We start from the raw sequence: 21,066 nt of genomic DNA on the forward strand, positions 1-21,066 counted from the left end.
TCTGATCCGTGCTGCGCTCTGACGAAGGAGAAGATGCTATGCCTGGCAAGATCTCGCGAAGAGACGCACTGAAGGCGAGTGCGATCGCGTCGGGAGCGGTCCTCCTGCCCACCCTGCCGGCCGCCGCCGCGGCGCCTGGTGTGGCCACCGCGAAGACGACGATCAAGGTCTCCGGCACGCCGTGGGGAGTGAGCACTCGCTACATCGGCGCCGATCGCGGCGTCACGAACTTCGACATCCGCGACCTCAAGGATCTCGGCATCAACACCTACCGTTTCTACGAAGGTCATATGTACGCGTGGGAATGGGATGACGACGACGGCGTCTTCGGCTCGCCCACGATCGACGAGATCAAGTCCGACCCGAACGTCGTCAACTGGGCCTGGTGGGACAACGCCTTCACCCATCCGCCCGAGGGCAGCCCGTTCTGGTACGCGACGAATCCCGGCGAGGGATGGCAGGGCAACTGGCGCCAGATCTTCGGCAGCCTCAAGGACGCGCACGTCAAGCCGATGGTGTCGCTGCGGGTCCAGAACGCGACCCTGGACCCGGACTGGGCCACGCCGCTCAACCCACCGAACACGCCCGAGGGCCGCAACGAGTGGTGGCAGCATGTCTTCGCCTGTGTCTACTGGCTGAACGTCCGCAACGACTACCGGGTCGACGACTGGGAACTCGGCAACGAACCGAATCACGACGGGCAGGGCTGGCTCGGCACCGAGGACGACTACTGGGACTTCGTCAGGCTGACCAAGGACGCCATCGACTACACCTATCAGCGGTTCCTCCCGCAGCGGGCGTACCAGACGTACGCACCGGTGTCGGCCGGTACGTCGGTCAACGACGCCGGCGAACGCTTCGGCTGGATCAAGGACGCGCTCGAGAAGGTTCCGGACTCCTTCGACGCGGTCGACTACCACGACTTCTCCGACGACCCGACCGGGAACCTCCGCGAGGTGCACCAACTCATGAACGCCGCCGGGCAACCGGATCGCCCGTTGTGGGTGACGGAATGGGGCCCGGTCTACGGCCACGGCGCCGACTCGTATCAGCAGGTCTCGTCCGGAGTCCTGATCCTGCAGAACCTGATCCGGATGTCCAGCCCGGACTCGTATGTCTACGGCCACCACATCGTGAATCTCTACGATGCGCCGAACCGGGCGTACCTGATCGGGAAGGACGGCACTCGCCGGGTCACGTACTACGCACTCCGCATGGGGATCCGGGCGCTGCAAGGCGGCCGTGTCACCCATCAGAGCGTCGCCGGCTCTCCGGATATCCTGTCCATCACCACCCGCGACAGTCACGGTGACGTCTGGTTGCTGGTCGTGAACTCGGCGACCGAAACGGCGTACAGCGTGGATGCCGATCTGAGCGAACTCGTCCGCGCGGGAGCGGGCGACCTGTGGGAATTCAGCGACGCCAACCACGACAGGAGAATCGGCCACAGCCGCGTCGTCGACGGCCATGTCGACGTCGACGTTCCGGCGCTTGGCGCGGTGCTGCTGCGATTCGACGGCCGGCAGAGATGATCCGGCGGGTGACCCGGCGGGAGTTCGTGAGGATGTCGGGGCTGGGAGCCACCGCGGTTGCTCTGGCGACGCAGGGCGTGTCCGGCGAGAGTGCGGCGGCGGTGCGGTTCCCGAGCTATCCGTTCACCCTCGGCGTCGCTTCCGGGGACCCGGAACCCGACGGGGTGGTGTTGTGGACGCGCCTTGCCCCCGATCCGCTGAACGATCCCGACGCGGCCGGTATGCCGCCGACCCCGGTGGCGGTCGAGTGGGAGGTGGCCGCGGATCCCGGAATGCGGCGGGTGGTCAAGCGGGGTGTGGCCAAAGCGGTCCCCGAACTCGCGCACTCGGTCCATGTCGAGGTGCAGGGATTGTCGCCGGCCCGGGAGTACTACTACCGCTTCAAGGCTGGGCCCGAGATCAGCCCGGTCGGGCGGACCCGGACGGCGCCGGCTCCCGGATCCCGGCCTGACCGCCTGCGGTTCGCGGTCGCTTCCTGCCAGCAATGGGTGGGCGGTGGCTACGCGGCGTACCGCAACATGGTCGACGAAGACCTCGATCTGGTTCTCCATCTCGGCGACTACACCTACGAGAACTCGACCACCAGGAGCCTCGCCGACTATCGGGCCCTGCACGCCCTGTACAAGACGTCGCCCGATCTGCAGGCAGCGCACGCGGCCTTCCCGTTCGTCGTCGTGTTCGACGATCACGACGTCGAGGACAACTGGGCGGGGGACATCCCGAAGACGCCCGACCCCGACTTCCTGACGCGTCGTGCGAACGCGTTCCAGGCGTACTACGAGCACCTGCCGCTGCGGGCCCGAGCGCGACCGGACGGTGCCGACATGCTGTTGTACCGCAGGTTCACCTACGGCGACCTGGCCGAGCTCAGCCTCCTGGACACGCGTCAGTACCGCGACGACCAGGCGTGCGGCGACGGCCGCAAGGAGCCGTGTCCCGAGATGTACGACGAGAACCGCACCGTCATGGGTCCGGACCAGGAACGCTGGCTGCTGGACGGCCTCACGCACTCGACCGCGAAGTGGAATGTCATCGCGCAGCAGATCGTGATGGCTGAGTTCGACTACGACCCTGGCCCCGGTGTCGTGGTCAACCTCGACCAGTGGGACGGCTACCCCGCCGCGCGCGATCGCTTCCTGTCCGGGATCGCCCGGATCCGGCCGTCGAACCCCGTCGTACTCAGTGGGGACTGGCACTCGAGCTGGGTCAACGATCTGAAGGCCGACTTCGCGGCTCCGGACTCCGAAACGCTGGCGACCGAGTTCGTCGGCACGTCGGTCAGTTCGGGCGCGCCGTGGAGTGCCGACGTGGAGAAGGCGCTGCCCGCGAACCCACACGTCAAGTTCTTCAACGGCAGCCTGCGCGGCTACCTACGCTGCGAGGTCTCCCGGGAGCGGTGGACGACCGACATCCGGGCGGTGTCGAGCTCCTCCGACTCCGAGTCGCCGGTCAGCACGCTTGCCTCGTTCGTCGTCGAGGACGGCACGCCGGGTGCCGTCAGAGTCCCTGGTGTGCAGATCACCGGTATCACTGCCGACGTGATGATCGGCGGCCGGGCGAACGCGCTGCAGGTCGCGATCACCAACTCCACCGGCACAGCCGTCGAAGTCACTGCCGCGATCACGCCGCCACCGGGCTGGTCCAGCGACAACAGCTCAGCCACCGTTGCGCCATCGGGCTCGACGACGTTGGAGCTGCCCATCACTCCGCCGGCAGGCCGGCCCGGCACGGGACTGGTCGAGGTGCGGGTGACGGCTGGGAACACGCCGATCTTCGGACCGCCTACCCGGCTGCAGTTGGTCTCCGCGCCGTCCGGCGACGATGTCCTGCTCGCTCTCGATTCGGGTGGACCGAACACCCCGGTCCTCGCGACGTACCAGAGGCTGTCCCCGCTCGACCGCTGGGATCCGGCCAAGGGGTACGGCTGGTTGACCCAGGTCGACTTTCGTGATCGGGGCAAGCTCGACGCCCTCCGCCGGGACTTCACGCTGTCACGAGGCGAGCCGTCGGTCCTGAGACTCGCGGTGCCGCCCGGTCGGCACACCGTTCACCTGCTGACCGGCGACGCGTCGTTTGCCTCCGGCAACACGATGATCCGGATCGACGGATCCCTGGTGGCGGAGTCGGGTGACGACGTCGTTCCCGAGGGACAGTTCCGGTGGATCGACTTCGAGATCGACGGTGGTGCCGGCGGCCGGGAACTGGACCTGGAGATCACCGGCGATCTCCGCGAGGGCTACTGGCGCGTCGCCGCCCTGATACTCCAGCAACTCTGAACCGTCCGCCTACGGAGGAACTATGCGATTACCCCGACTCGTCCTACGTGCGGCCGCGACGGCCGCGGCGCTGGTCCTGGCAGGAACCGGCAGCGTAGTGGCCGACGTTCCCGCCCTGGCAGCCACTGCGGTGCCTTGCGCCTCGCGCGTCGGTCCTGGTGAGTATCCGAACCCGTTGCACGAGTGTCCGGCGGCCGATCCCGGGATCGTTGTCCAGGGCAACACTTGGTACGCGTTCACGACCGGGCTCAAGCAGTACCGTTCGCGCGATGCGGGGCACACCTGGGAGGACCTCGGTCGTTTCGTCGAGCCGCCGGCCGGGTACGTCGATTTCTGGGCACCGGAGGTGTACCAGATCGGTGGTCAGTGGGTCGCCTACTTCAACATGCGTACGGCGCCCGGCCAGTTCAACAAGATCTACGTCGCGACCTCACACAACCTCGAGAAGGGCTGGCAGCTGAATCCCACGCCGCTGGCGGGCAGGCCCGACTACTCGATGATCGACGCCACCATGTTCCAGGACGTGGACGGCGCGCGGTACCTGATCTGGAAGGACGACCTCCAGGGGACGCTCACCAAGCGCATCTCGATCGGCCGGCTCTCCCCGGACGGACTGACCCGGGTCGGTCCGGCGACCGAGATCATGCACGTGACGCTGCCGTGGGAAGGCAACTCGGTCGAAGGCCCGAGCATGCTCTACCGGGACGGAAGCTACTACCTGTTCTACAGCGGGAATCTGTACACCTGGAACGGCAACTACGCCGTCGGTGTCGCCCGGGCCACCTCGCCGATGGGGAACTTCGACGCCGGCAAGCACCCGACGCCGATGCTGCGCGGCGACGACCGGGTCGCCTCGCCCGGCCACCAGTTCATCACCGACGTCCGCATCGGCGGGCAGCAGCGGCAGATGATCTTCTACCACGGCTATCCGTGGTATGACGCCGACGGCAACCATCTGCCGTCCGTGCAGACCCGCAAGCTGATGATGGACGAGCTGCACTGGGATGCGGAGGGATGGCCATGGGTGAACGACGGCACGCCGAGCGACTGACATCGGATCGAACGCTGTCGCCGTACACAGGCTGGACAAGGGAGCACTGGGAGCAGACGGCTGATCGGACCTTGCTCGCCTTGCGGGATTTCGCGAGCCCGCGCCATGCGAACGTCGATCCTCCCGGTCCGGCGTCCAGGTCCGGGCCGGCGAGCGACGGCTTGGAAGGGTTCGCCCGATCCTTCCTGACCGCGGGCTTCCGGCTCGCCGGATCGGACGACGATCCGCACGATCATGCCGGCTGGTACGCCGAGGGCCTCGCCGCCGGCGCGGACCCGACCTCCCCGGAGGCCTGGCCGCGGCTGACGGAGTTCGGTCAGCCGCGGGTCGAGGCAGCCGCGATGGCAATCGCCCTGCACGAATCCCGTGCACAGGTCTGGGACAAGTTGGACGACCGGACGCGTGCGCAGGTCGTCGAATGGCTGGCGCCGGCCAACGAGGTCACGTACTCGGCGAGCAACTGGCTGTGGTTCCAGAACGTCACCCTCGCCTTCCTGCGCTCGGTGGGCGGACCGTGCGACGAGGCTGTGATCCAGAAGAACATCGCGACGCTGGACACGTTCTACCAAGGCGACGGCTGGTACACCGACGGGATCCGCGAGGGCAGGACCACCCACTACGACTGGTACAACGGCTGGGTCATGCACCTGTTCTCGCTGTGGTACTGCCGCATGTCGGGCGAGACCGGGGAACTGCTCGACCGGTATCGCGATCGGCTGCAGGAGTACCTCGGCACCGTCCAGCATCTCGTCGGAGCCGATGGCGCGCCGCTCCACCAAGGCCGTTCGCTCGTGTACCGGTTCGCGACCGCGTCGCCGTACTGGGCCGGCGCGATCTTCGACGCGAGTCCGTTGCCTCCCGGAGCGACCCGGCGTCTGACCAGTGGCATCCTCAGTTGGTTCGCCGACGCCGGTGCCTGGGACGACCGTGGTCTGCTCGGCCTCGGGTGGCGTACGGCGTTCCCGCGGATGCGGCAGTCGTACTCGGGTCCGGGATCGCCGTACTGGGCGAGTCTGGGCTTCGCCGGACTCGTGCTGCCGGCCGGGCATCCGGTGTGGACCGCCCGCGAGGAGCCGCTGCAACTCGAGCAGTCCGACGTCTCGGTCGTGGCCCGGCCGCCGGGCTGGCTCATCTCGGGTACGACGGCCGACGGCATCGTGCGCGTCGTCAACCACGGCACCGACCATGCCGGGACCGAACTGGCTGCGGAGGATCCGCTCTACTGCCGGCACGCCTACTCGACGATCACCGGGCCCGACCTGGTCGACGCGGACGACGTTCCGGACAATCAGGTCGCGGTGCGAACGTCCGACGGGCGGTGGTCGCAGCGTCGCCCGATCACCCTCCTGAGCCTCGGCCCTCGGACGGCGGTCAGCCGGTTCCCGGTGCAGTTCGGGGCGGAGGACCCGGAGACAGCCGACCTGTCGGTTGTCACCGCGTCCGTCCTCCGTGGTCCCTTCGAGGTCCGGATCGCCCGCGTGGACGGCGAGTACGACGGTGAACCGTTGACCCTGACGATCTCCGGCTACGCACTGACGGGGTCCGGGCGGGTGTCGACCGTCGTACCGCTGCTCGGTGAGTGGCGAGAGGGCAGCACGACCCGGGAGGGCGTGAACGCCTTCGGCGAAGTGTCTGTCACTCCGTGGGTCGAGACCGGGCTCGAACCCGGACGCGTGTACGCCGCCGTAGTGCTGCTCAGCGGTCAGGACCGCAGCACCGACGGGATCACCGCGGAGGTCGACGGCGCCACGGTTGTCGTCACTTGGCCGGACCGGCAACAGGATGTGGTCGCGCTGAAGTAGAGGCCAGAACCTGGCCGGTACTGCTCCTACGGTGGTGGTAACCGAACCGCGAAGGAGCAGCGACCATGACGACTGTGAACCCGATCCCCGAGGGCTACCACTCGGTGACGCCGTGGATCATCGGGCCCGACACCGCCGGGCTGATGGACTTCCTCACGGCCGCGTTCGATGCGGTGGACCTCGGTGGCCGGGTCGTCGACGAGCACGGGAACATCGGCCACGCCGAGATGCGGATCGGCGACTCGGTGGTGATGATGTTCGACAAGCCGGACTGGCCGCCGACGCCTGCCTTCCTTCGGCTCTACGTCCCGGACGTGGAGACCGCGCTGAAGCAGGCGGTGGCGGCCGGCGGCACCGTCGTGACCGAGCCGACCCATCTGTTCTGGGGCGACATCGTTGCGCGGGTGCACGACCCGTTCGGCAACCTCTACTGGCTGCAGACCCGGATCGAGGAGGTCGACGAGGCCGAGATGGGCCGCCGGTTCGGCGACGAGAAGTTCACCAAGGCACTGGAGTACGTGCAGAGCTCGCTGTTCCGCCCGGCCGGCTGATCAGTCGAGTTGTTCCTTCGGGGCCTCGGACTGCATCGCGTCGGTCAGCACGCCGGCGGTGAGCCCGATCTGCCACTCGCGGGCGTTGTGCTCGCGCAGGAAGGCCGTCACCACCTCGAGGCTGAGCTCGGGTGGTGGCGACCAGGCCAGCCGGCGGATGGTGTCGGGGGAGAGCAGGTTCTCGGTCGGAAGCCGGTGCGCCTCGGCGATCTCGGCCACAGACGAGCGGGCGGCCGACAGACGGGCAGCGGCATCCGGGTCCCGATCGGCCCAGGCGCGGGCCGGCGGCGGGCCGTCGTACCGCGGGCCCTGCTTCGGTAGTTCGGACTCGGGAAGGCGGCGCGCGTGGTCGATCGCCTCCCACCAGGTCCGCATGTGCCGGTGCGCGCCGCGGCCCTTGAACGCGGTCAGGCGCTGGAGTGTGTCCCGGTCGGCCGGCATCGCCGAGGCGGCCTCGACGATCGCGGCGTCCGGCAGGATCCGGCCGGGGGAGATGTCCGCGGACTCGGCGATCTGGTCCCGCGCCTCCCACAACGCCCGTACGACGGCCAGACTGCGGCGGTTGCGGACGCGGTGCATCCCCGACGTCCGGCGCCACGGATCCGGCTTCGGCTCACGCGGCGGCGCGGACAGGATCGAGGCGAACTCCTGCTCGGCCCACTCCCACTTGCCCTCGCGGCGCAGTTCGGCCTCGATCGCGTCGCGCAACTCGATCAGCATCTCGACGTCGAGAGCGGCGTACACGAGCCACGGCGCCGGGAGCGGGCGGGTCGACCAGTCGGCGGCGGAGTGCTCCTTGCGCATCCGGTAGCCGAGGACTTCGCTGACCAGCGAGGCGAGGCCGACCTTCGGGTACCCGAGCAGGCGGCCCGCCAGTTCGGTGTCGAACACCTTCCGCGGCACCATCCCGACCTCGGCCAGGCAGGCCAGGTCCTGGTTCGCGGCGTGGATGATCCACTCGGCGTCCACGATCGCGTCGCCGAGCGCGGACAGGTCGCCGAACGGGATCGGGTCGACCAGCGCGGAGCCGGCGCCCTCGCGGCGCAGTTGCACCAGGTACGCCCGGTGGGAGTAGCGGTAGCCGGACGCGCGCTCGGCGTCGACGGCGACCGGGCCGGTGCCGGACTGGAAGGCCTCGACCACATCGGTCAGCGCTGGGTCGGTGTCGACGACCTCGGAGAGGCCGTCACGGAGTTCTAGCAGGGGCAGGTTCGCGGTCGGGTCGTCCGGGACGGGCGGCTGCTGGGTTTCGGCCGGGCTCATCGGCCCCGCTGTCCGCGCCGGGTCGGCATCGCCACGACCCCCGGCGGAACCGGCGGCAGTCCGGCCGCCGTGCAGAGAACTTCGCCCCACGCCTCCGCGTGCCGGGTCACATCCACCAGACCACCAGGCCCCGGCACGGGGCTCCAGGACGCACGGATCTCGATCTCCGCCGTCGCGTCGTCGTCGGCCATACCGCCGAAGCTTTCGGATACCACCCTGGTGACGGTACCGCTCGGAGCCAGGAAGTCCGCGCCCCGGTCCGCCAGCGCCTCCATCAGCCAGGTCCAGCCCACGCCGCCGAGCAGCGCGTCGGTCACCATCTCCGGTTCGACGGCGGCGCGCACGTACGCGACACAGCGGAAGGTCGACTGCCAGGCGTCGTTCCCGTCCGGGTCGTAGAGGATGACCAGACGGCCGGTGGCGACATCGTCACCGTCGACCGTCACGTCGGCGCTGACCGCGGCCGCGTGCGGAGCGATCCGCTGCGGCGCGGGCATCTCCTCGACGAAGACCTCGGGCCGGAACCGGGCACCGCGTAACTGCGTCACGGCCTCGGCGAACTCCGCGGGTGGCGCGTCGACCTGCTTGCGGGCACCCATGCTTGGCAGCCTACGACTGATTACTCACCGACGCCTGTGGCGACGCGCCGGTAACCGCGTGCGACGGCCGCTCACGGGCGAAATTCCGCACGTGGGATTATCGCTGTGTGTCTCCTCCACAGTCCCGCGCCCTCGACCGTTCCGCCTTTCTGCTCGCCGCTCGAGGTGAGCCCGGCCCGCACACGCCGGTGTGGTTCATGCGGCAGGCCGGGCGGGCGTTGCCTGAGTACCATGCGGCCCGCACCGGGACCACGATGCTCGAGGCCTGCATGCGTCCCGACCTCGTTGTCGAGATAACGCTGCAGCCGGTACGCCGTTACGGCGTCGATGCGGCGGTCTTGTACTCCGACATCGTGCTGCCGCTGAAGTCGGTCGGCTTCGACATCGAGATCAAGCCGGGGATCGGCCCGGTGCTCGCGGACCCGATCCGCGACGCCGCCGGCCTCGCCGCGGTCCGACCGGTCACTCCCGCGGACGTGCCGTACACCACTGACTCCGTGCAGCAGTTGGTCTCGGAGCTGGACGGCACGCCGCTCATCGGGTTCGCCGGCGCCCCGTTCACGGTGGCGTCGTACCTGGTCGAGGGTGGGCCGAGCAAGGACCACGCGAAGACCAAGGCGCTGATGTACAGCGACCCGGGCCTCTGGCACGCGCTCGCGGACCGGCTGGCCGACGTGGCGATCGCGTATCTGTCCGTGCAGGTCGAGGCGGGCGCGTCCGCGATGCAGCTGTTCGACTCGTGGGCGGGCGGGCTGTCGCCGCGCGACTACGAGCGGTTCGTGCTGCCGCACTCCGCGAAGGTGTTCGAGGCGCTGGCGTCGTACGGCGTACCCCGGGTGCACTTCGGCGTGAACACGGGTGAGTTGCTCGGGCTGATGAGCAGCGCTGGGGCTGACGTCGTCGGTGTCGACTGGCGGGTGCCGCTGGACGAGGCGGTACGCCGGATCACCGCGGCCGGAGCCGGTCCGAAGCCGGTGCAGGGCAATCTGGATCCGGCCCTGCTGTTCGCGCCCTGGGAGGCAGTGGAGCCGGAGATCGACCGGATCCTCGCCGAGGGGAAGGCCGCACCCGGCCACATCTTCAACCTCGGGCACGGTGTCCCGCCGGATGCCGACCCCGAGGTACTGCGCCGGATCGTCCAGCACGTCCACGCGAAGTCGGCCCGTGTACCTGCCTGACCACGACGTGACGCTCGAGCCGCTGGCCGCCGAGCACGCCGATGCCGTGCTCGCCTTCGAGCGGGAGAACCGGGCGTACTTCGCCGCCTGGATCGAGGATCGCGGTGACGACTTCTTCACCTCGTTCGCGGAGCGGCATCAGGCGCTCCTGGCCGAGCAGGAGACCGGGGCGTGCCGGTTCCACGTCCTGGTCGACGCCTCCGGCGCGGTGGTCGGACGGATCAACCTCATGGACCTCGAGAACGGCTCGGCCGAGCTCGGCTACCGGATCGCCGAGAAAGCCACGGGCCGTGGGCTCGCATCGGCGGCGGTCCGTGCGGTCGCCAGGCTCGCCGCGTCGGAGTACGGGCTGAGCATGCTGCGAGCGGGGACATCGGACCGGAACGTGGCGTCGCAGGCGGTGCTGACGCGAGCCGGGTTCCGCCGCGTGGCCGACCCGGAGGCTCGTCTTGGGTTCGAGCTGAAGCTGGAGGACGTGTGAGCCGGGTCGTCGTGGTCGGTGGCGGGATCAGTGGGCTGGCGGCGGCGTACGCGCTGGCGACCGGGCCGAATCCGCCGCGGATCACGGTGCTGGAGGGGTCGCCGCGGCTCGGCGGCAAGCTCGCGGGTGACGTGCTCGAGGGTGTGCCGGTCGACCTCGGGGCCGAGTCGGTGCTGGCCCGGCGGCCGGAGGCGGTCGACCTGATCAAGGCGGTCGGCCTCGGTGACGACCTGGTGCATCCGGCGACGACGTCGGCCGGACTGTGGATCGGCGACCGGATCCGGGCCATCCCGCCGACCGTGATGGGTGTCCCGATGGACCCCGCCGCGACAGCCGACGTACTCGGGTCCGATGGAGCCGAAGCGGTGGCGCACGAGGCCGAGCTGCCGGCGCCCGCGCTGACGGATGACGTCGCGATCGGGCAGTTCGTCGCCTCCAGGATGGGGCCGGCGGTGACGGACAAGTTGATCGACCCGCTGCTCGGCGGGGTGTACGCGGGGCGGGCGGAGGAGATCTCGCTCGCGGCCGCGGTGCCGGAGCTGTACGCCAAGCTGCGGACGGCGCCGAGCCTGCTCGCGGCGACCGCGGAGATGCGGGAGGCCGGGCAGCGCCGGGCCGGTGCGCCGGTGTTCGCCGGCGTTGTCGGCGGGATCAACCGGCTGATCAGCGCGCTGGAGAAGGACCTGACCGCCCGGGGCGTCGACATCCGGCGCAAGCTCGCAGTGCGACGGATCACGCGGACCGCCAACGGCTATGCGCTGGAGGCGGGGCCGGTGCCGGCGCCGACTCTGTTGGAGGCCGACGCGGTGATCGTCGCTGTACCGGCCACACCGGCGGCGCGGATGCTGGCTGAGTTGGTGCCGGCGGCGTCGACCGAGCTGGCGACGATCGAGTACGCGAGCATGGCGATCGTGACACTCGCGGTCCGCAAGCAGGACTGGCCCGAGGCGGCAACCGGGTCCGGGTTCCTGGTGCCGTCGGTGGAGGGGCGGACGATCAAGGCGTCGACGTACTCGCACGCGAAGTGGGAGTGGTCGGGTGCGGCTGGTGGAGAGCTCGCAGTACTGCGGTGTTCGGTCGGGCGGCTGGGGGAGGAGTACATCCTGCAACGGTCCGATGAGGAGCTCGTGGCGCTGGCCGCCGCCGATCTGGGGCGTGCGGTCGGGCTAAAGGCACCTGTGGTGGGGTCACTGGTGACGCGGTGGGGCGGCGGACTTCCGCAGTACGCCGTGGGGCATCTGGACCGCGTTGACCGGGTGGAGGAGGCGGTTGCCGCGGAGCCCGGTCTGGCTGTGTGCGGAGCGGCGTACCGAGGTGTCGGGATCGCTGCGTGTGTGGCATCGGGTGGGCAGGCAGCCACCCGGGTGCAGGCTCATTTAGCCACATTGGAGACAATGGCTCCGTGACAGAGAAGCCGAAGGCGCGTGAGCTGAACAATGTGATCCGCTACACCCTGTGGTCGGTCTTCAAGGTGGAGACCCCGCTGGGCGACGCGGACCGGGACGAGCTGACCGCTGAACTGTCCGAGCTGGTCGCCAAGCTGGCCACGGACGACGTGGTGATCCGCGGGATCTACGACGTCGAGGGCTTCCGGGCCGACGCCGACTTCATGGTCTGGTGGCACGCACCGACATCGGACGCGCTGCAGAAGGCGTACCACGCACTGCGCCGGTCGCGTCTCGGGCGGCACCTGGCGCCGGTCTGGTCGCAGTTCGCGCTGCACCGGCCGGCCGAGTTCAACAAGAGCCACATCCCGGCGTTCCTGGCCGACGAGGAGGCGCGGGCGTACATCTGCGTCTACCCGTTCGTGCGGTCGTACGAGTGGTACCTGCTGCCGGACGAGGAGCGGCGGTTCATGCTCGCCGAGCACGGGAAGATGGCGCGGACCTACCCCGACGTACGGGCGAACACGGTCGCGTCGTTCGCGCTCGGCGACTACGAGTGGATCCTGGCCTTCGAGGCCGACGAACTGCACCGGATGGTCGACCTGATGCGCGACCTGCGCGCGTCCACCGCCCGGCGGCACGTGCGCGAGGAAGTGCCCTTCTACACGGGCAAGCGGACCGAGCTCGGCGAGCTGGTCGCCAACCTGGCCTGACGCCCGTGGCTGGGCACCGCAAGGCCTTCCCGGTGCTGTACGTGAGCGACGTACGTCGCTCCGTCGGTTTCTACGCGCTGCTCGGGTACGAACCGACGTACCAGTTCCCGCTCGAGGGCGACCCGCACTACGTCGGCCTCGAGCGCGGCGACTCGTCGCTGGGCATCGCCGACGCCAACTGGCCCGAGGCCCAGCTCGGTATCACGGTCGGCACCGCGCCCCGCTTCGAGCTCTTCGTGTACGTCGACAACGTCGAAGCATCCGTCGAGCTGTTCCGCGAGGCCGGCCACCCCATCCTCCAGGAACCCGCCACCATGCCCTGGGGCGAACGCCAGGCCTACACCGCCGACCCCGAAGGCAACCCGATAGCCCTCGCCACCCCGATCTGAGTCCGGGGTGGCGCCCTGCCGATCAGGCGGGGCTGAGGGTCAGGCTGATGCTGTTGATGCAGTAGCGGAGGTCGGTGGGGGTGTCGTAGCCCTCGCCCTCGAAGACGTGGCCGAGGTGGGAGCCGCAGTTGGCGCAGCGGACCTCGACGCGCTTCATGCCGAGGGCGGTGTCCTCGATGTACTCGACCCGCTCCTCGGCCAGCGGGGCGAAGAAGGACGGCCAGCCACAGTGCGAGTCGAACTTGGTCTCGCTGCGGAACAGCTCCGCGTCGCACGCGCGGCACTTGTAGACGCCGACCGTCTTGGTGTCGGTGTACTCACCCACGAAGGGCCGCTCGGTACCGGCCTTGCGCAGCACGTGGAACTCGGCGGGGGAGAGCTGCGCCTTCCACTCCGCGTCGGACTTGGTCACGGCGTACTGCTTGGTGTCGTCTGTCACGACTCCATTGTGGCCGCCCGGGCAAGCAGAACCCCGCCCGGACGGCCACCGTAAGCCTCCCGCAATCAGTGCACCCAGGACGGCAGCGGAATCACCTGCACCACCTGTGGGTCGTGGTCGCTGATCTGGTCCGGGAACTCGGCGTTCATGTGCACCACGTCGTACGTCGAGGCGGGCTGCAGGTTCCGGGAGATCAGGATCTGGTCCAGGATCTGGCTGTTGCCCTCGAACACGTAGCTGTAGCGCTCCTTCACCGGCAGTGTCCGTGGCATGTCGATCAGCGACGTCTTGCCGGACCCGACCAGGATGTCGGCCGTCTCCGACCAGTCGAAGTCGTTCAGGTCACCGAGCACGATGACGTTGGCGCCCTTGTCCTTGGCCAGGATCTGGTCGACGAAGCCGCGCACCGACTGCGCCTGCTGGTGCCGCTTCGGCGCGGTCACCTGGACCGGCGGCTGGGTCCGGCCCCAGAGCGGGTCGTCGCCGCCCTTGGAGCTGAAGTGGTTGACCACAACGAACAGGCTCTGGCCATGCCAGGTGAACTCGCCCGCGAGCGGGACCCGGGTGGCCGCCCAGGCCGGGTTGGCCGGGTCGACGCGACCAGGCGACGAGCTCAGGTGCGGCCGGCCGAACCGGTCGGTGGTGATGGTGGTCGGGACGGTGGAGCCGCCGCCGGCACGGTCGACGAACTTCACCGGCTTGTCGGTGCGGTACATGAACGCGACCCGGATGTTGCCGCCCGGCTCGCCACCCTCGGCGTTGTTCACCGGGTCGATCTGGCGGTAGGCGTACTTCGGTCCGCCGGCCTTCTGGATCGCCGCGACGAGCATGTCCAGGGTGAGGTTGGCCGAGGTGGTGCCGGAGTTCGTCGCGCCGTCGTTGTCCTGCACTTCCTCCAGGCCGAGGATGTCCGGTGCGGCGAGGTTCTTCACCACCGCCTGCGCCAGCCCGTCGAACTTCGCGTCACCGTCGGACGGGTCGAGGTTCTCCACGTTGAACGTCGCCACCGACACCTGCAGCGGAGACGAGCGCTTGGTCGTCTCACGCGTCACTCCACCGTCGATCACGGTCGGCGTCTGCGTCGGGAGGAACTTGAAGTTGCCGAACGAGTAGTCGAGAACACCGGACACCACACCGGCCAGCTTGTCGCCGGTCTTCGCGTCCGGGATCGGCGTCAGCACGTCGTCGAGCAGGACCCGCTCGGGGTTGCTGTCGGTCTTCTGCAACAGGATGCCGCCGCGCACGGTCCGGACCGAGGATCCCGCCGGTACGACGGACAGCTCGCGGAACGAACTGGTGGGACCGGTGACCTCAGGCTGGTCGATGCCGAGCCACATGCCCTCCAGCGACTCCCAGAAGTCGAGGCCGTCGCTCGCCGGGTCGAACGCCGTACTGGTCGTCTCGACGTCGCCGTTGGAGTCGTCGTCGATCACGGTCGACGGCGGCACCCGTCCGCCCTGGCCGACGATCGTCGGGGCCGGTACGGCCGCGGTGCCGGTGACGGTGATCGTCGGGTTGGTGATCTCCGTGGTGGTCAGGTTGTCGGTGCCGCCGGAGCCGCCGGGGCGGAACTCGGCGACGGTGCCCTGGACGCTCAGTGCGTCACCGACGGCCACGGTCGGCGCGGAACTGGTGAAGACGAAGACGCCTTCGCTGGTGGCCGGGTCGCTGTCGGGCTGCGGGTCCTGGAACCAGAAGCCGTTGGTGCTCTTCGCGGTGACCACACCGGTGACGTTCTTGACCGGCTTGCCGTTCAGCGGCGACAGGTGCGCGGCGCCCTGGATGTCGTGGATCTTCGCGTCCACCGGGTCCGGATCCGGCGGCGTCGAGGTCAGTGTCTTCGGGGACGGGTTGACCGCCGCGAACTCGGCCGCGTTGTTGTCCGCGTCCTGGGTGGGGACCTTCCGGGTGGCCGACGTCGTGTTCGACAGGCCCGGCGCCGGACTGGTCTCGGAGTCGCTCGCCGTCGAACCGTAGCCGACGAAGTCCTTGACCTCGGGAGCGTTGTGACAGGCCGTCGTCCCGCATGACAGCGCCGTCTGAGTGGTGACGAGGGCAACCTTCCCGGCCGTCGCGGACATCAGGATGCTGCCGGTGGCGTCCGGTGCGGGCATCGGCTGACCGTTGCCGGCGCCGGCCCCTTCCTGGACCAGGTAGGCGGCGCCCGGAGCGATGCTGCCGGTGAGGTTGGTGACCTGCCAGGTGCTTCCGGCCGCGGAGGCGTACTGGACCGACCAGCCACTCACGTCGACCGGCGCCGTGCCGTTGTTGGTCAGCTCGATGAAGTCGTTGGTGTACGGCGCGCCGGTGTTACCGCCGCCGCCGTACACCTCGGTGATGACCACATCGGTCGACGCGGCGTCCGCCGGCGCGGCGGCGAGTGCCACTGCCAGGCCGGAGACGATGAGACTGGACGTGACCACGAGGGCGCCCAGGCGGCGTCGTGATCGGTTCGGGGCAGACATGAGCCGGATTCTCACACCCGGACCAGTCGCCGCCAAGGTCCAACACGTGAACACCAGGTGCGGCCCCTGAAGGCAGGGGTGATCATTCGCCGGACAGCGCCAGCAACTGGTGAACCTCGACCGGTTCGGCCTTTCCTTTGAGGTCGACCAGGCCCAGGGACTGCGTCACCGCATCCGGCAGCAGCGCCTTCGTCGCGGGCCCGATGGCGACCCCGCCACCAGGCGCCTTGCCCTCGATCCGGGAGGCGACGTTCACGGTGTCGCCGATGACGGTGTGGGTCCGGCCGCCCTCGGTGCCGAGCAGGCTGACCGAGGCGATCCCGCTGTTGATCCCGACCCGGAACCTCGGCCAGTTCGGGTGCGCCGCCTGCACGGCGGCCGCGGCCTCCTGCAGCGCGAGCCCCGCCGCGGCCGCGCGGGCCGCGTGGTCGGGCTGGTTGCCGCGCTTGTTGAAGGTCACCATCAGCGCGTCGCCGATGATCCGGTCGACGTCGCCGCCATGACGTCGTACGACGGGAGGCACGACGACCTGGAAGTAGGTGTTCAGCATCGTGGTGACCTCGGCCGGGTCGTGGTTCTCGGAGAACGTGGTGAACCCCTGCAGATCCGCGAACAGCACGCTCAACTCGCGCCGGCCCGAGACGGTGTCGTCGAGATACAGATCGGCGAACCGTTCCTCGTACCACTGGATCCGGACGCCGACGACCACCAGCACGAACGCGGACAGCATCAGCACGTGCCACTCCCACCATGACAGCGCCCAGTTCGTCGCGAACACCATCGCGATCATCGCCTCGGCGAGCAGGATGAACGCGGCGATCATCGAGAGCAGCATCAACGACGGCTTCCGCCACCACATGTGCAGGTAGCGGGCGGCCGCGACGGCGTACAACAGCACGGCCGGTACGGCGAGCGCGGTGAGGATGCCATCGGCAACCTCTGGTACGGCGGTGTCGTGCAACGGCGGCAGGCGCAGGATCGAGGCCGCCGCCCACAGAGCCATCAGGGTCAGCAGCGCCGCACGCCCGACCCGGCCCCACCGGACCGCGGTCGCCACCCGCCCGCCCGACATGTTCAGGCTCGACAGGACCGCGAAGATCGACGCGACCGCGACCCCGATGGGCGTCGCCAGCGTGAAGCCCGCGTTCGGTGTGTCCAGCAGGACCTTCGGCGTCGCCAACGCATGCAACCCGAGGAACCCGGCCGCCGACAGGAACGCCAATGACACCAGCAGAACCCGGGGATCACCCCGCCGAAGCGCGGCCGCACCCGTGATGTACGCCAGTACGGCGCTCAGTCCCGCGGTCAGCAACACCAGCCAGAAATGCGCTGGGTGGTGCTCCCAGTGCACATCCAACTGCGGGCTCCGGACCAGGAGGAACAACCCGGCCAGCGGCACCAGCAGCACCAGCGTGGTCAGGACAACCATCGCCGGGGTGTAGACGAACCGCCGCTCAGGCATCCTCGGACACCTTGAGATGGGTGTGGACCTGCGAGACGACCACGGACCCTTCGCCGACCGCCGACGCCACCCGCTTCACCGAACCACTGCGTACGTCGCCGATCGCGAACACCCCGGGCATCGTCGCCTCGTACGGCTGTGGCGGCCGGTCCTCGGTCCACCCCGGATCCGCCGCGGCGTCCGACCCGGTCAGCACGAAGCCCCGCTCGTCCCGGCCGACTTCGTCGGGCAGCCACTGCGTGCCGGGTACGGCGCCGATCATCACGAACAACCCGTCGACGTCGAGTCGCTCCTCGCCGCCCGACGTACGGTCGCGCAACGTCACCCACTGCAGCCGCCCGTCGCCGCCACCGCCGACGACCTCGCTCCAGGACCGCACGACCACGTTGGGAGCGGCATCGATCGCGTCGATCAGGTACTTCGACATGCTCGCGACGAGGTCCTTGCCCCGGATCACCAAGGTGACCAGCTTGCAGTAGCGGGCCAGATGCAGCACCGCCTGCCCTGCCGAGTTGCCGCCACCGACCACACACGCATCGCGATCCTTCAGACCATGGGCCTCCGACACACTGGCGCCGTAGTACACGCCCGTCCCCATCAACTGCTCAAGTGCCGGTACGTCGAGCCGCCGGTACGCCACCCCGGTCGCCAGGATGACCGCCCGGGCCGTCACCTGGCCCACGTCACCGATCTCCGCGACGAAGTGACCGTCCCGCCGCTCGAGCCGTTCGATCGACCGCATCAGCACGAAGTGCGCGCCGAACACCCATGCCTGCTGATAGCCGCGCTGGGCCAGTTCGGAGCCGCGGATCCCGCGCGAGAAACCCAGGTAGTTGCGGATCAGCGAACTCGTCCCCGCCTGCCCGCCGATCGCCTCCCGCTCGACGACGAGCGTGCGCAGTCCTTCGGACGACGCGTACACGGCTGCCGCCAATCCACCCGGACCGGCCCCGATCACGAGAAGGTCGAACGAGTCCTCGCCGTCGGCCAGCGTCGTCGACACGCCCCACGCCTCGGCGATCTCGACGTCGGTCGGATCGCGCAGCACCGCTCCACCCACGGCCGGCATCCACACCAGCACGCTGTCCCCGGGATCCGGCTCACCGATCCACTCCAGTACGGCGTTCGCCGGCACCGAACCGCTGACGCGGAACGCACTCGGGATCCCGTTGCGCGCCAGCAGACTGCGCACCGCCTGACCGCGGACCGAATGGTCGGACGCGATCACGACGACCTCGCGCAGGTTCGCGACCTCGTAGCGCGACCACTCCTGGACGAACTCCGCGACGGTCCGGTGGAACAGCTCGTCCTGCGCGATCCACGGCTTGAGCACGTAGTAGTTGATGTCGCCGACAGACATCGCGGACAGGATCGCCGCCGCCGTACTCCGGGTGGCCCAAGCGCCCCACTCGATCAGCAGCGCACGGCGTGCGTCCGGATGCAGGGTCCTCGACGCGGCCAGGATCTCGGCGCGCTCGTCGTCCGGCAGAGCATTGTCGACCATCACGACGGCGACCCGGTGCTCCAGCTCGTGCGCGAGCTGTAGGCAGCTCAGCGCAGCGGCCGTGGTCAGCTCGCCGCGGACTCTGTAGTCGACGCCGAAACCCCGCTCCAGCTCCGTTTCACACCGTTCCAGACGCTCCGGGTCAGCGTCGACGACCAGCAGTAGTGGCCTGGCTTCACGCAGCTTGGCCTCACGCCGTCCGTAATGTCCCCCGGGCTCCCCACCCATGATTGTGACGGTAGGTGGGACGCCCCCGCAGGGCAATGGACAAAGCGTTTGTTCACCGGTCCTGTCCGCCCCAGTGGGACAGGACCGGTGAAGTTCAAACGGTCAGTTGACGCTGACCGCGGACCAGGTCGCCGCGACCGCCGCCCGCTCGGGGCTGCTCGCGCCGTACAGATCGGTGGCCGCGTTCAGCGTCGCGGTCCGCGCCTGGGCGTAGGTCGTACCGGTGGTCATGTACGTCGTCAGCGCGCGGTACCAGATCTTCTCGAGCTTCTGGTGGCCGATGCCGGCCAGCGTCGAGCCGTTGCAGGTCGGCGAGTTGTGCGGCAGACCGCCGATCGTCTTGGCGCCGCTGCCCTCGGCCAGCAGGTAGGCGAAGTGGTTCGCGATCCCAGAGGAGTAGTGCACGTCGAGGTTGCCCACGCCGGAGGAGTAGCAGTCGGGGGAGTTGCCGTCCTTGCTCGGCTTGTCCATGAACCGCAGCGCCGGCCGGTCCTTCATGATCTCCTCGCCGATGTAGTAGTCACCCGGGTCGGAGGCCTTGTTCGAGTAGAACTCGACCATGGTGCCGAAGATGTCGCTGGTCGCCTCGTTCAGGCCGCCGGACTCACCGGAGTAGGTCAGGTTCGCGGTCGCCGAGGTGACGCCGTGGGACATCTCGTGGCCGGCCACGTCGATCGACACCAGCGGGCCGGCGGTCACACCGTCGCCGTCGCCGTACGTCATCTGCTTGCCGTCCCAGAAGGCGTTCACGTAGTCGGTGCCGTAGTGCACCCGGCTCGGGACGCCCTTGCCGTCGTTGAAGATGCCGTTCCGGCTGTGCACGTTCTTGTAGTAGTCGAACGTGGTCGCGGCGCCGTAGTGCGCGTCGACGGCGGCGGTGGCGCGGTTCGCGTTCGTGCCGGTGCCCCAGTGGTTGTCCGCGTCGGTGAACCGGGTCGGGGTCGGGCAGCCGATGCCGAGCAGCTGGCACAGGATCGAGTCGGTCTTGTTGTTCGCGTCGGCGGTGAAGCCGTTGCCGCGGACCGGGTCGGTCAGCGTGAAGCCGCCGGTGGCCGCGGTCGTGTCCAGCGGCACGGTGCCGGAGTACAGGCTCTGGCCGTCGCCGGTCGCGGTCTCGATGTGCTGCTCGCTGACCAGCTTCGCGCCGGTGAGGGCGTCCACGGTGGTGGTGATGTGGCTCGGCGTACCGTCCGGCTGAGTCCCGACGGTGGTGACCAGGTAGGCCAGCCGCGGCGCGCCCTTGCGGGCCTCGATCACCAGCGCGGGTTTGCCCTCGGCCTTCTGACCGCGGGCGAGGGCCTTCGAGGTGGCCGCGGCGAGGCTGAGCTTCGGCGTGCGGCCGACGTTCGCGCTGCCGGTCAGGCTCAGGCTGGCGCCCTTCCAGCTGCCGTCCTTGGCCTGGTGCACGACGACGTCGCCGCCGAGGACCTTGAGCCCGCCGATGGTCCGGTCCATCCGGACGTGGCTGGACCGTCCGGGTCGACGAGGACAGTGCGGACGACGAACGCGTCCGAACCGGTGGCTCGCAGTACGGCGAGATTGTCGCCGATGGCGGCCTTGGCCCGGGCGACGGCGGCGGCCGGGGTGGGGGCTGGGTCTGCCGTCGGCGCACCGGTGGCGGTGGTGGCGCTGGTCAGACCGAGGGCGGTAGTGGTCGCCACTGCGATGGCAGCGGCGAACAGGGCGGATCTGCTCATCCTCGCGCTCCTTCATCAGCGTCCCGGGGGCCTCACGCCCCGGGAACGAGG

Annotated in this window: 18 protein-coding genes; 10 read left to right on the forward strand and 8 right to left on the reverse strand. The window is 69.3% G+C overall.

The window, feature by feature from the left end:
* Window positions 1-38: 38 nt before the first annotated feature.
* From ACGFH6_RS16770 to ACGFH6_RS16790, 5 genes are all read left to right on the forward strand, one after another.
* A complete protein-coding gene (locus ACGFH6_RS16770) occupies window positions 39-1,532 on the forward strand; it encodes a hypothetical protein (protein ID WP_393384534.1) in 1,494 nt (497 codons plus the stop codon).
* A gap of 32 nt (window positions 1,533-1,564) precedes the next feature.
* Complete coding sequence (locus tag ACGFH6_RS16775) at window positions 1,565-3,808, forward strand: alkaline phosphatase D family protein (RefSeq protein ID WP_393384536.1); 2,244 nt, start codon at window positions 1,565-1,567, stop codon at window positions 3,806-3,808.
* A gap of 22 nt (window positions 3,809-3,830) precedes the next feature.
* A complete protein-coding gene (locus ACGFH6_RS16780) occupies window positions 3,831-4,859 on the forward strand; it encodes a family 43 glycosylhydrolase (RefSeq protein ID WP_393384537.1) in 1,029 nt (342 codons plus the stop codon).
* Window positions 4,829-6,661, forward strand: a complete 1,833-nt coding sequence (locus tag ACGFH6_RS16785; protein WP_393384539.1) for a DUF2264 domain-containing protein — start codon at window positions 4,829-4,831, stop codon at window positions 6,659-6,661. Before ACGFH6_RS16780 ends, ACGFH6_RS16785 begins: the two co-directional genes overlap by 31 nt.
* Window positions 6,662-6,726: 65 nt before the next feature.
* A complete protein-coding gene (locus tag ACGFH6_RS16790; RefSeq protein WP_393384541.1) occupies window positions 6,727-7,212 on the forward strand; it encodes a VOC family protein in 486 nt (161 codons plus the stop codon).
* Here the strand turns inward: ACGFH6_RS16790 and ACGFH6_RS16795 are convergent, their stop codons facing one another.
* The gene (locus ACGFH6_RS16795) at window positions 7,213-8,475 is read right to left on the reverse strand and encodes a ribonuclease D (protein WP_393384543.1); all 1,263 of its coding nucleotides are present in this window, start codon (window positions 8,473-8,475) and stop codon (window positions 7,213-7,215) included.
* Window positions 8,472-9,074 carry a DUF3000 domain-containing protein gene (locus tag ACGFH6_RS16800; RefSeq protein ID WP_328521392.1) on the reverse strand — a complete coding sequence of 201 codons (603 nt, stop codon included), beginning with the start codon at window positions 9,072-9,074 and terminating at the stop codon, window positions 8,472-8,474. Before ACGFH6_RS16800 ends, ACGFH6_RS16795 begins: the two co-directional genes overlap by 4 nt.
* Before the next feature lie 107 nt (window positions 9,075-9,181).
* Between ACGFH6_RS16800 and hemE the strand changes: the two genes are divergently transcribed.
* Genes hemE through ACGFH6_RS16825 form a run of 5 tightly spaced genes read left to right on the forward strand, consistent with a single transcriptional unit; the run spans window position 9,182 to window position 13,220 of the window.
* A complete protein-coding gene (gene hemE, locus ACGFH6_RS16805) occupies window positions 9,182-10,252 on the forward strand; it encodes a uroporphyrinogen decarboxylase (RefSeq protein ID WP_393384545.1) in 1,071 nt (356 codons plus the stop codon).
* Window positions 10,239-10,733 (forward strand): GNAT family N-acetyltransferase, encoded by a 495-nt coding sequence (locus ACGFH6_RS16810; RefSeq protein ID WP_393384547.1) that lies wholly within the window; start codon window positions 10,239-10,241, stop codon window positions 10,731-10,733. Before hemE ends, ACGFH6_RS16810 begins: the two co-directional genes overlap by 14 nt.
* Window positions 10,730-12,139, forward strand: coding sequence for a protoporphyrinogen oxidase (gene hemG / locus ACGFH6_RS16815; RefSeq protein ID WP_393384548.1), 1,410 nt, complete (start codon window positions 10,730-10,732; stop codon window positions 12,137-12,139). The genes ACGFH6_RS16810 and hemG overlap by 4 nt, the downstream gene beginning before the upstream one ends.
* Complete coding sequence (gene hemQ, locus ACGFH6_RS16820; RefSeq protein ID WP_360439592.1) at window positions 12,136-12,831, forward strand: hydrogen peroxide-dependent heme synthase; 696 nt, start codon at window positions 12,136-12,138, stop codon at window positions 12,829-12,831. The genes hemG and hemQ overlap by 4 nt, the downstream gene beginning before the upstream one ends.
* A gap of 5 nt (window positions 12,832-12,836) precedes the next feature.
* Window positions 12,837-13,220 (forward strand): VOC family protein, encoded by a 384-nt coding sequence (locus tag ACGFH6_RS16825; protein WP_393384550.1) that lies wholly within the window; start codon window positions 12,837-12,839, stop codon window positions 13,218-13,220.
* 22 nt (window positions 13,221-13,242) lie between these two features.
* Here ACGFH6_RS16825 and msrB read toward each other — a convergent pair whose 3' ends face one another.
* The 6 genes from msrB to ACGFH6_RS16855 all read right to left on the reverse strand — a co-directional run bounded on the left by msrB (window position 13,243) and on the right by ACGFH6_RS16855 (window position 21,015).
* Window positions 13,243-13,659 (reverse strand): peptide-methionine (R)-S-oxide reductase MsrB, encoded by a 417-nt coding sequence (gene msrB / locus ACGFH6_RS16830; protein ID WP_393384552.1) that lies wholly within the window; start codon window positions 13,657-13,659, stop codon window positions 13,243-13,245.
* A gap of 65 nt (window positions 13,660-13,724) precedes the next feature.
* Window positions 13,725-16,124: a lamin tail domain-containing protein gene (locus ACGFH6_RS16835; protein WP_393384554.1), complete on the reverse strand. Its 2,400-nt coding sequence runs from the start codon at window positions 16,122-16,124 to the stop codon at window positions 13,725-13,727.
* A gap of 82 nt (window positions 16,125-16,206) precedes the next feature.
* Window positions 16,207-17,586, reverse strand: a complete 1,380-nt coding sequence (locus ACGFH6_RS16840) for an adenylate/guanylate cyclase domain-containing protein (RefSeq protein WP_393384555.1) — start codon at window positions 17,584-17,586, stop codon at window positions 16,207-16,209.
* A complete protein-coding gene (locus tag ACGFH6_RS16845; RefSeq protein WP_393384557.1) occupies window positions 17,579-19,318 on the reverse strand; it encodes an FAD-dependent oxidoreductase in 1,740 nt (579 codons plus the stop codon). The genes ACGFH6_RS16840 and ACGFH6_RS16845 overlap by 8 nt, the downstream gene beginning before the upstream one ends.
* A 102-nt stretch (window positions 19,319-19,420) precedes the next feature.
* On the reverse strand, window positions 19,421-20,773 hold the full coding sequence (locus ACGFH6_RS16850) for a M4 family metallopeptidase (RefSeq protein ID WP_393384559.1): 1,353 nt from the start codon (window positions 20,771-20,773) through the stop codon (window positions 19,421-19,423).
* Entirely contained in the window at window positions 20,683-21,015 is a 333-nt protein-coding gene (locus ACGFH6_RS16855; RefSeq protein ID WP_393384561.1) for a hypothetical protein, read from the reverse strand. Before ACGFH6_RS16855 ends, ACGFH6_RS16850 begins: the two co-directional genes overlap by 91 nt.
* Window positions 21,016-21,066 lie beyond the last annotated feature (51 nt).

The organism is Kribbella sp. NPDC049227, from assembly GCF_043197265.1.
Classification (GTDB): Bacteria; Actinomycetota; Actinomycetes; order Propionibacteriales; family Kribbellaceae; genus Kribbella.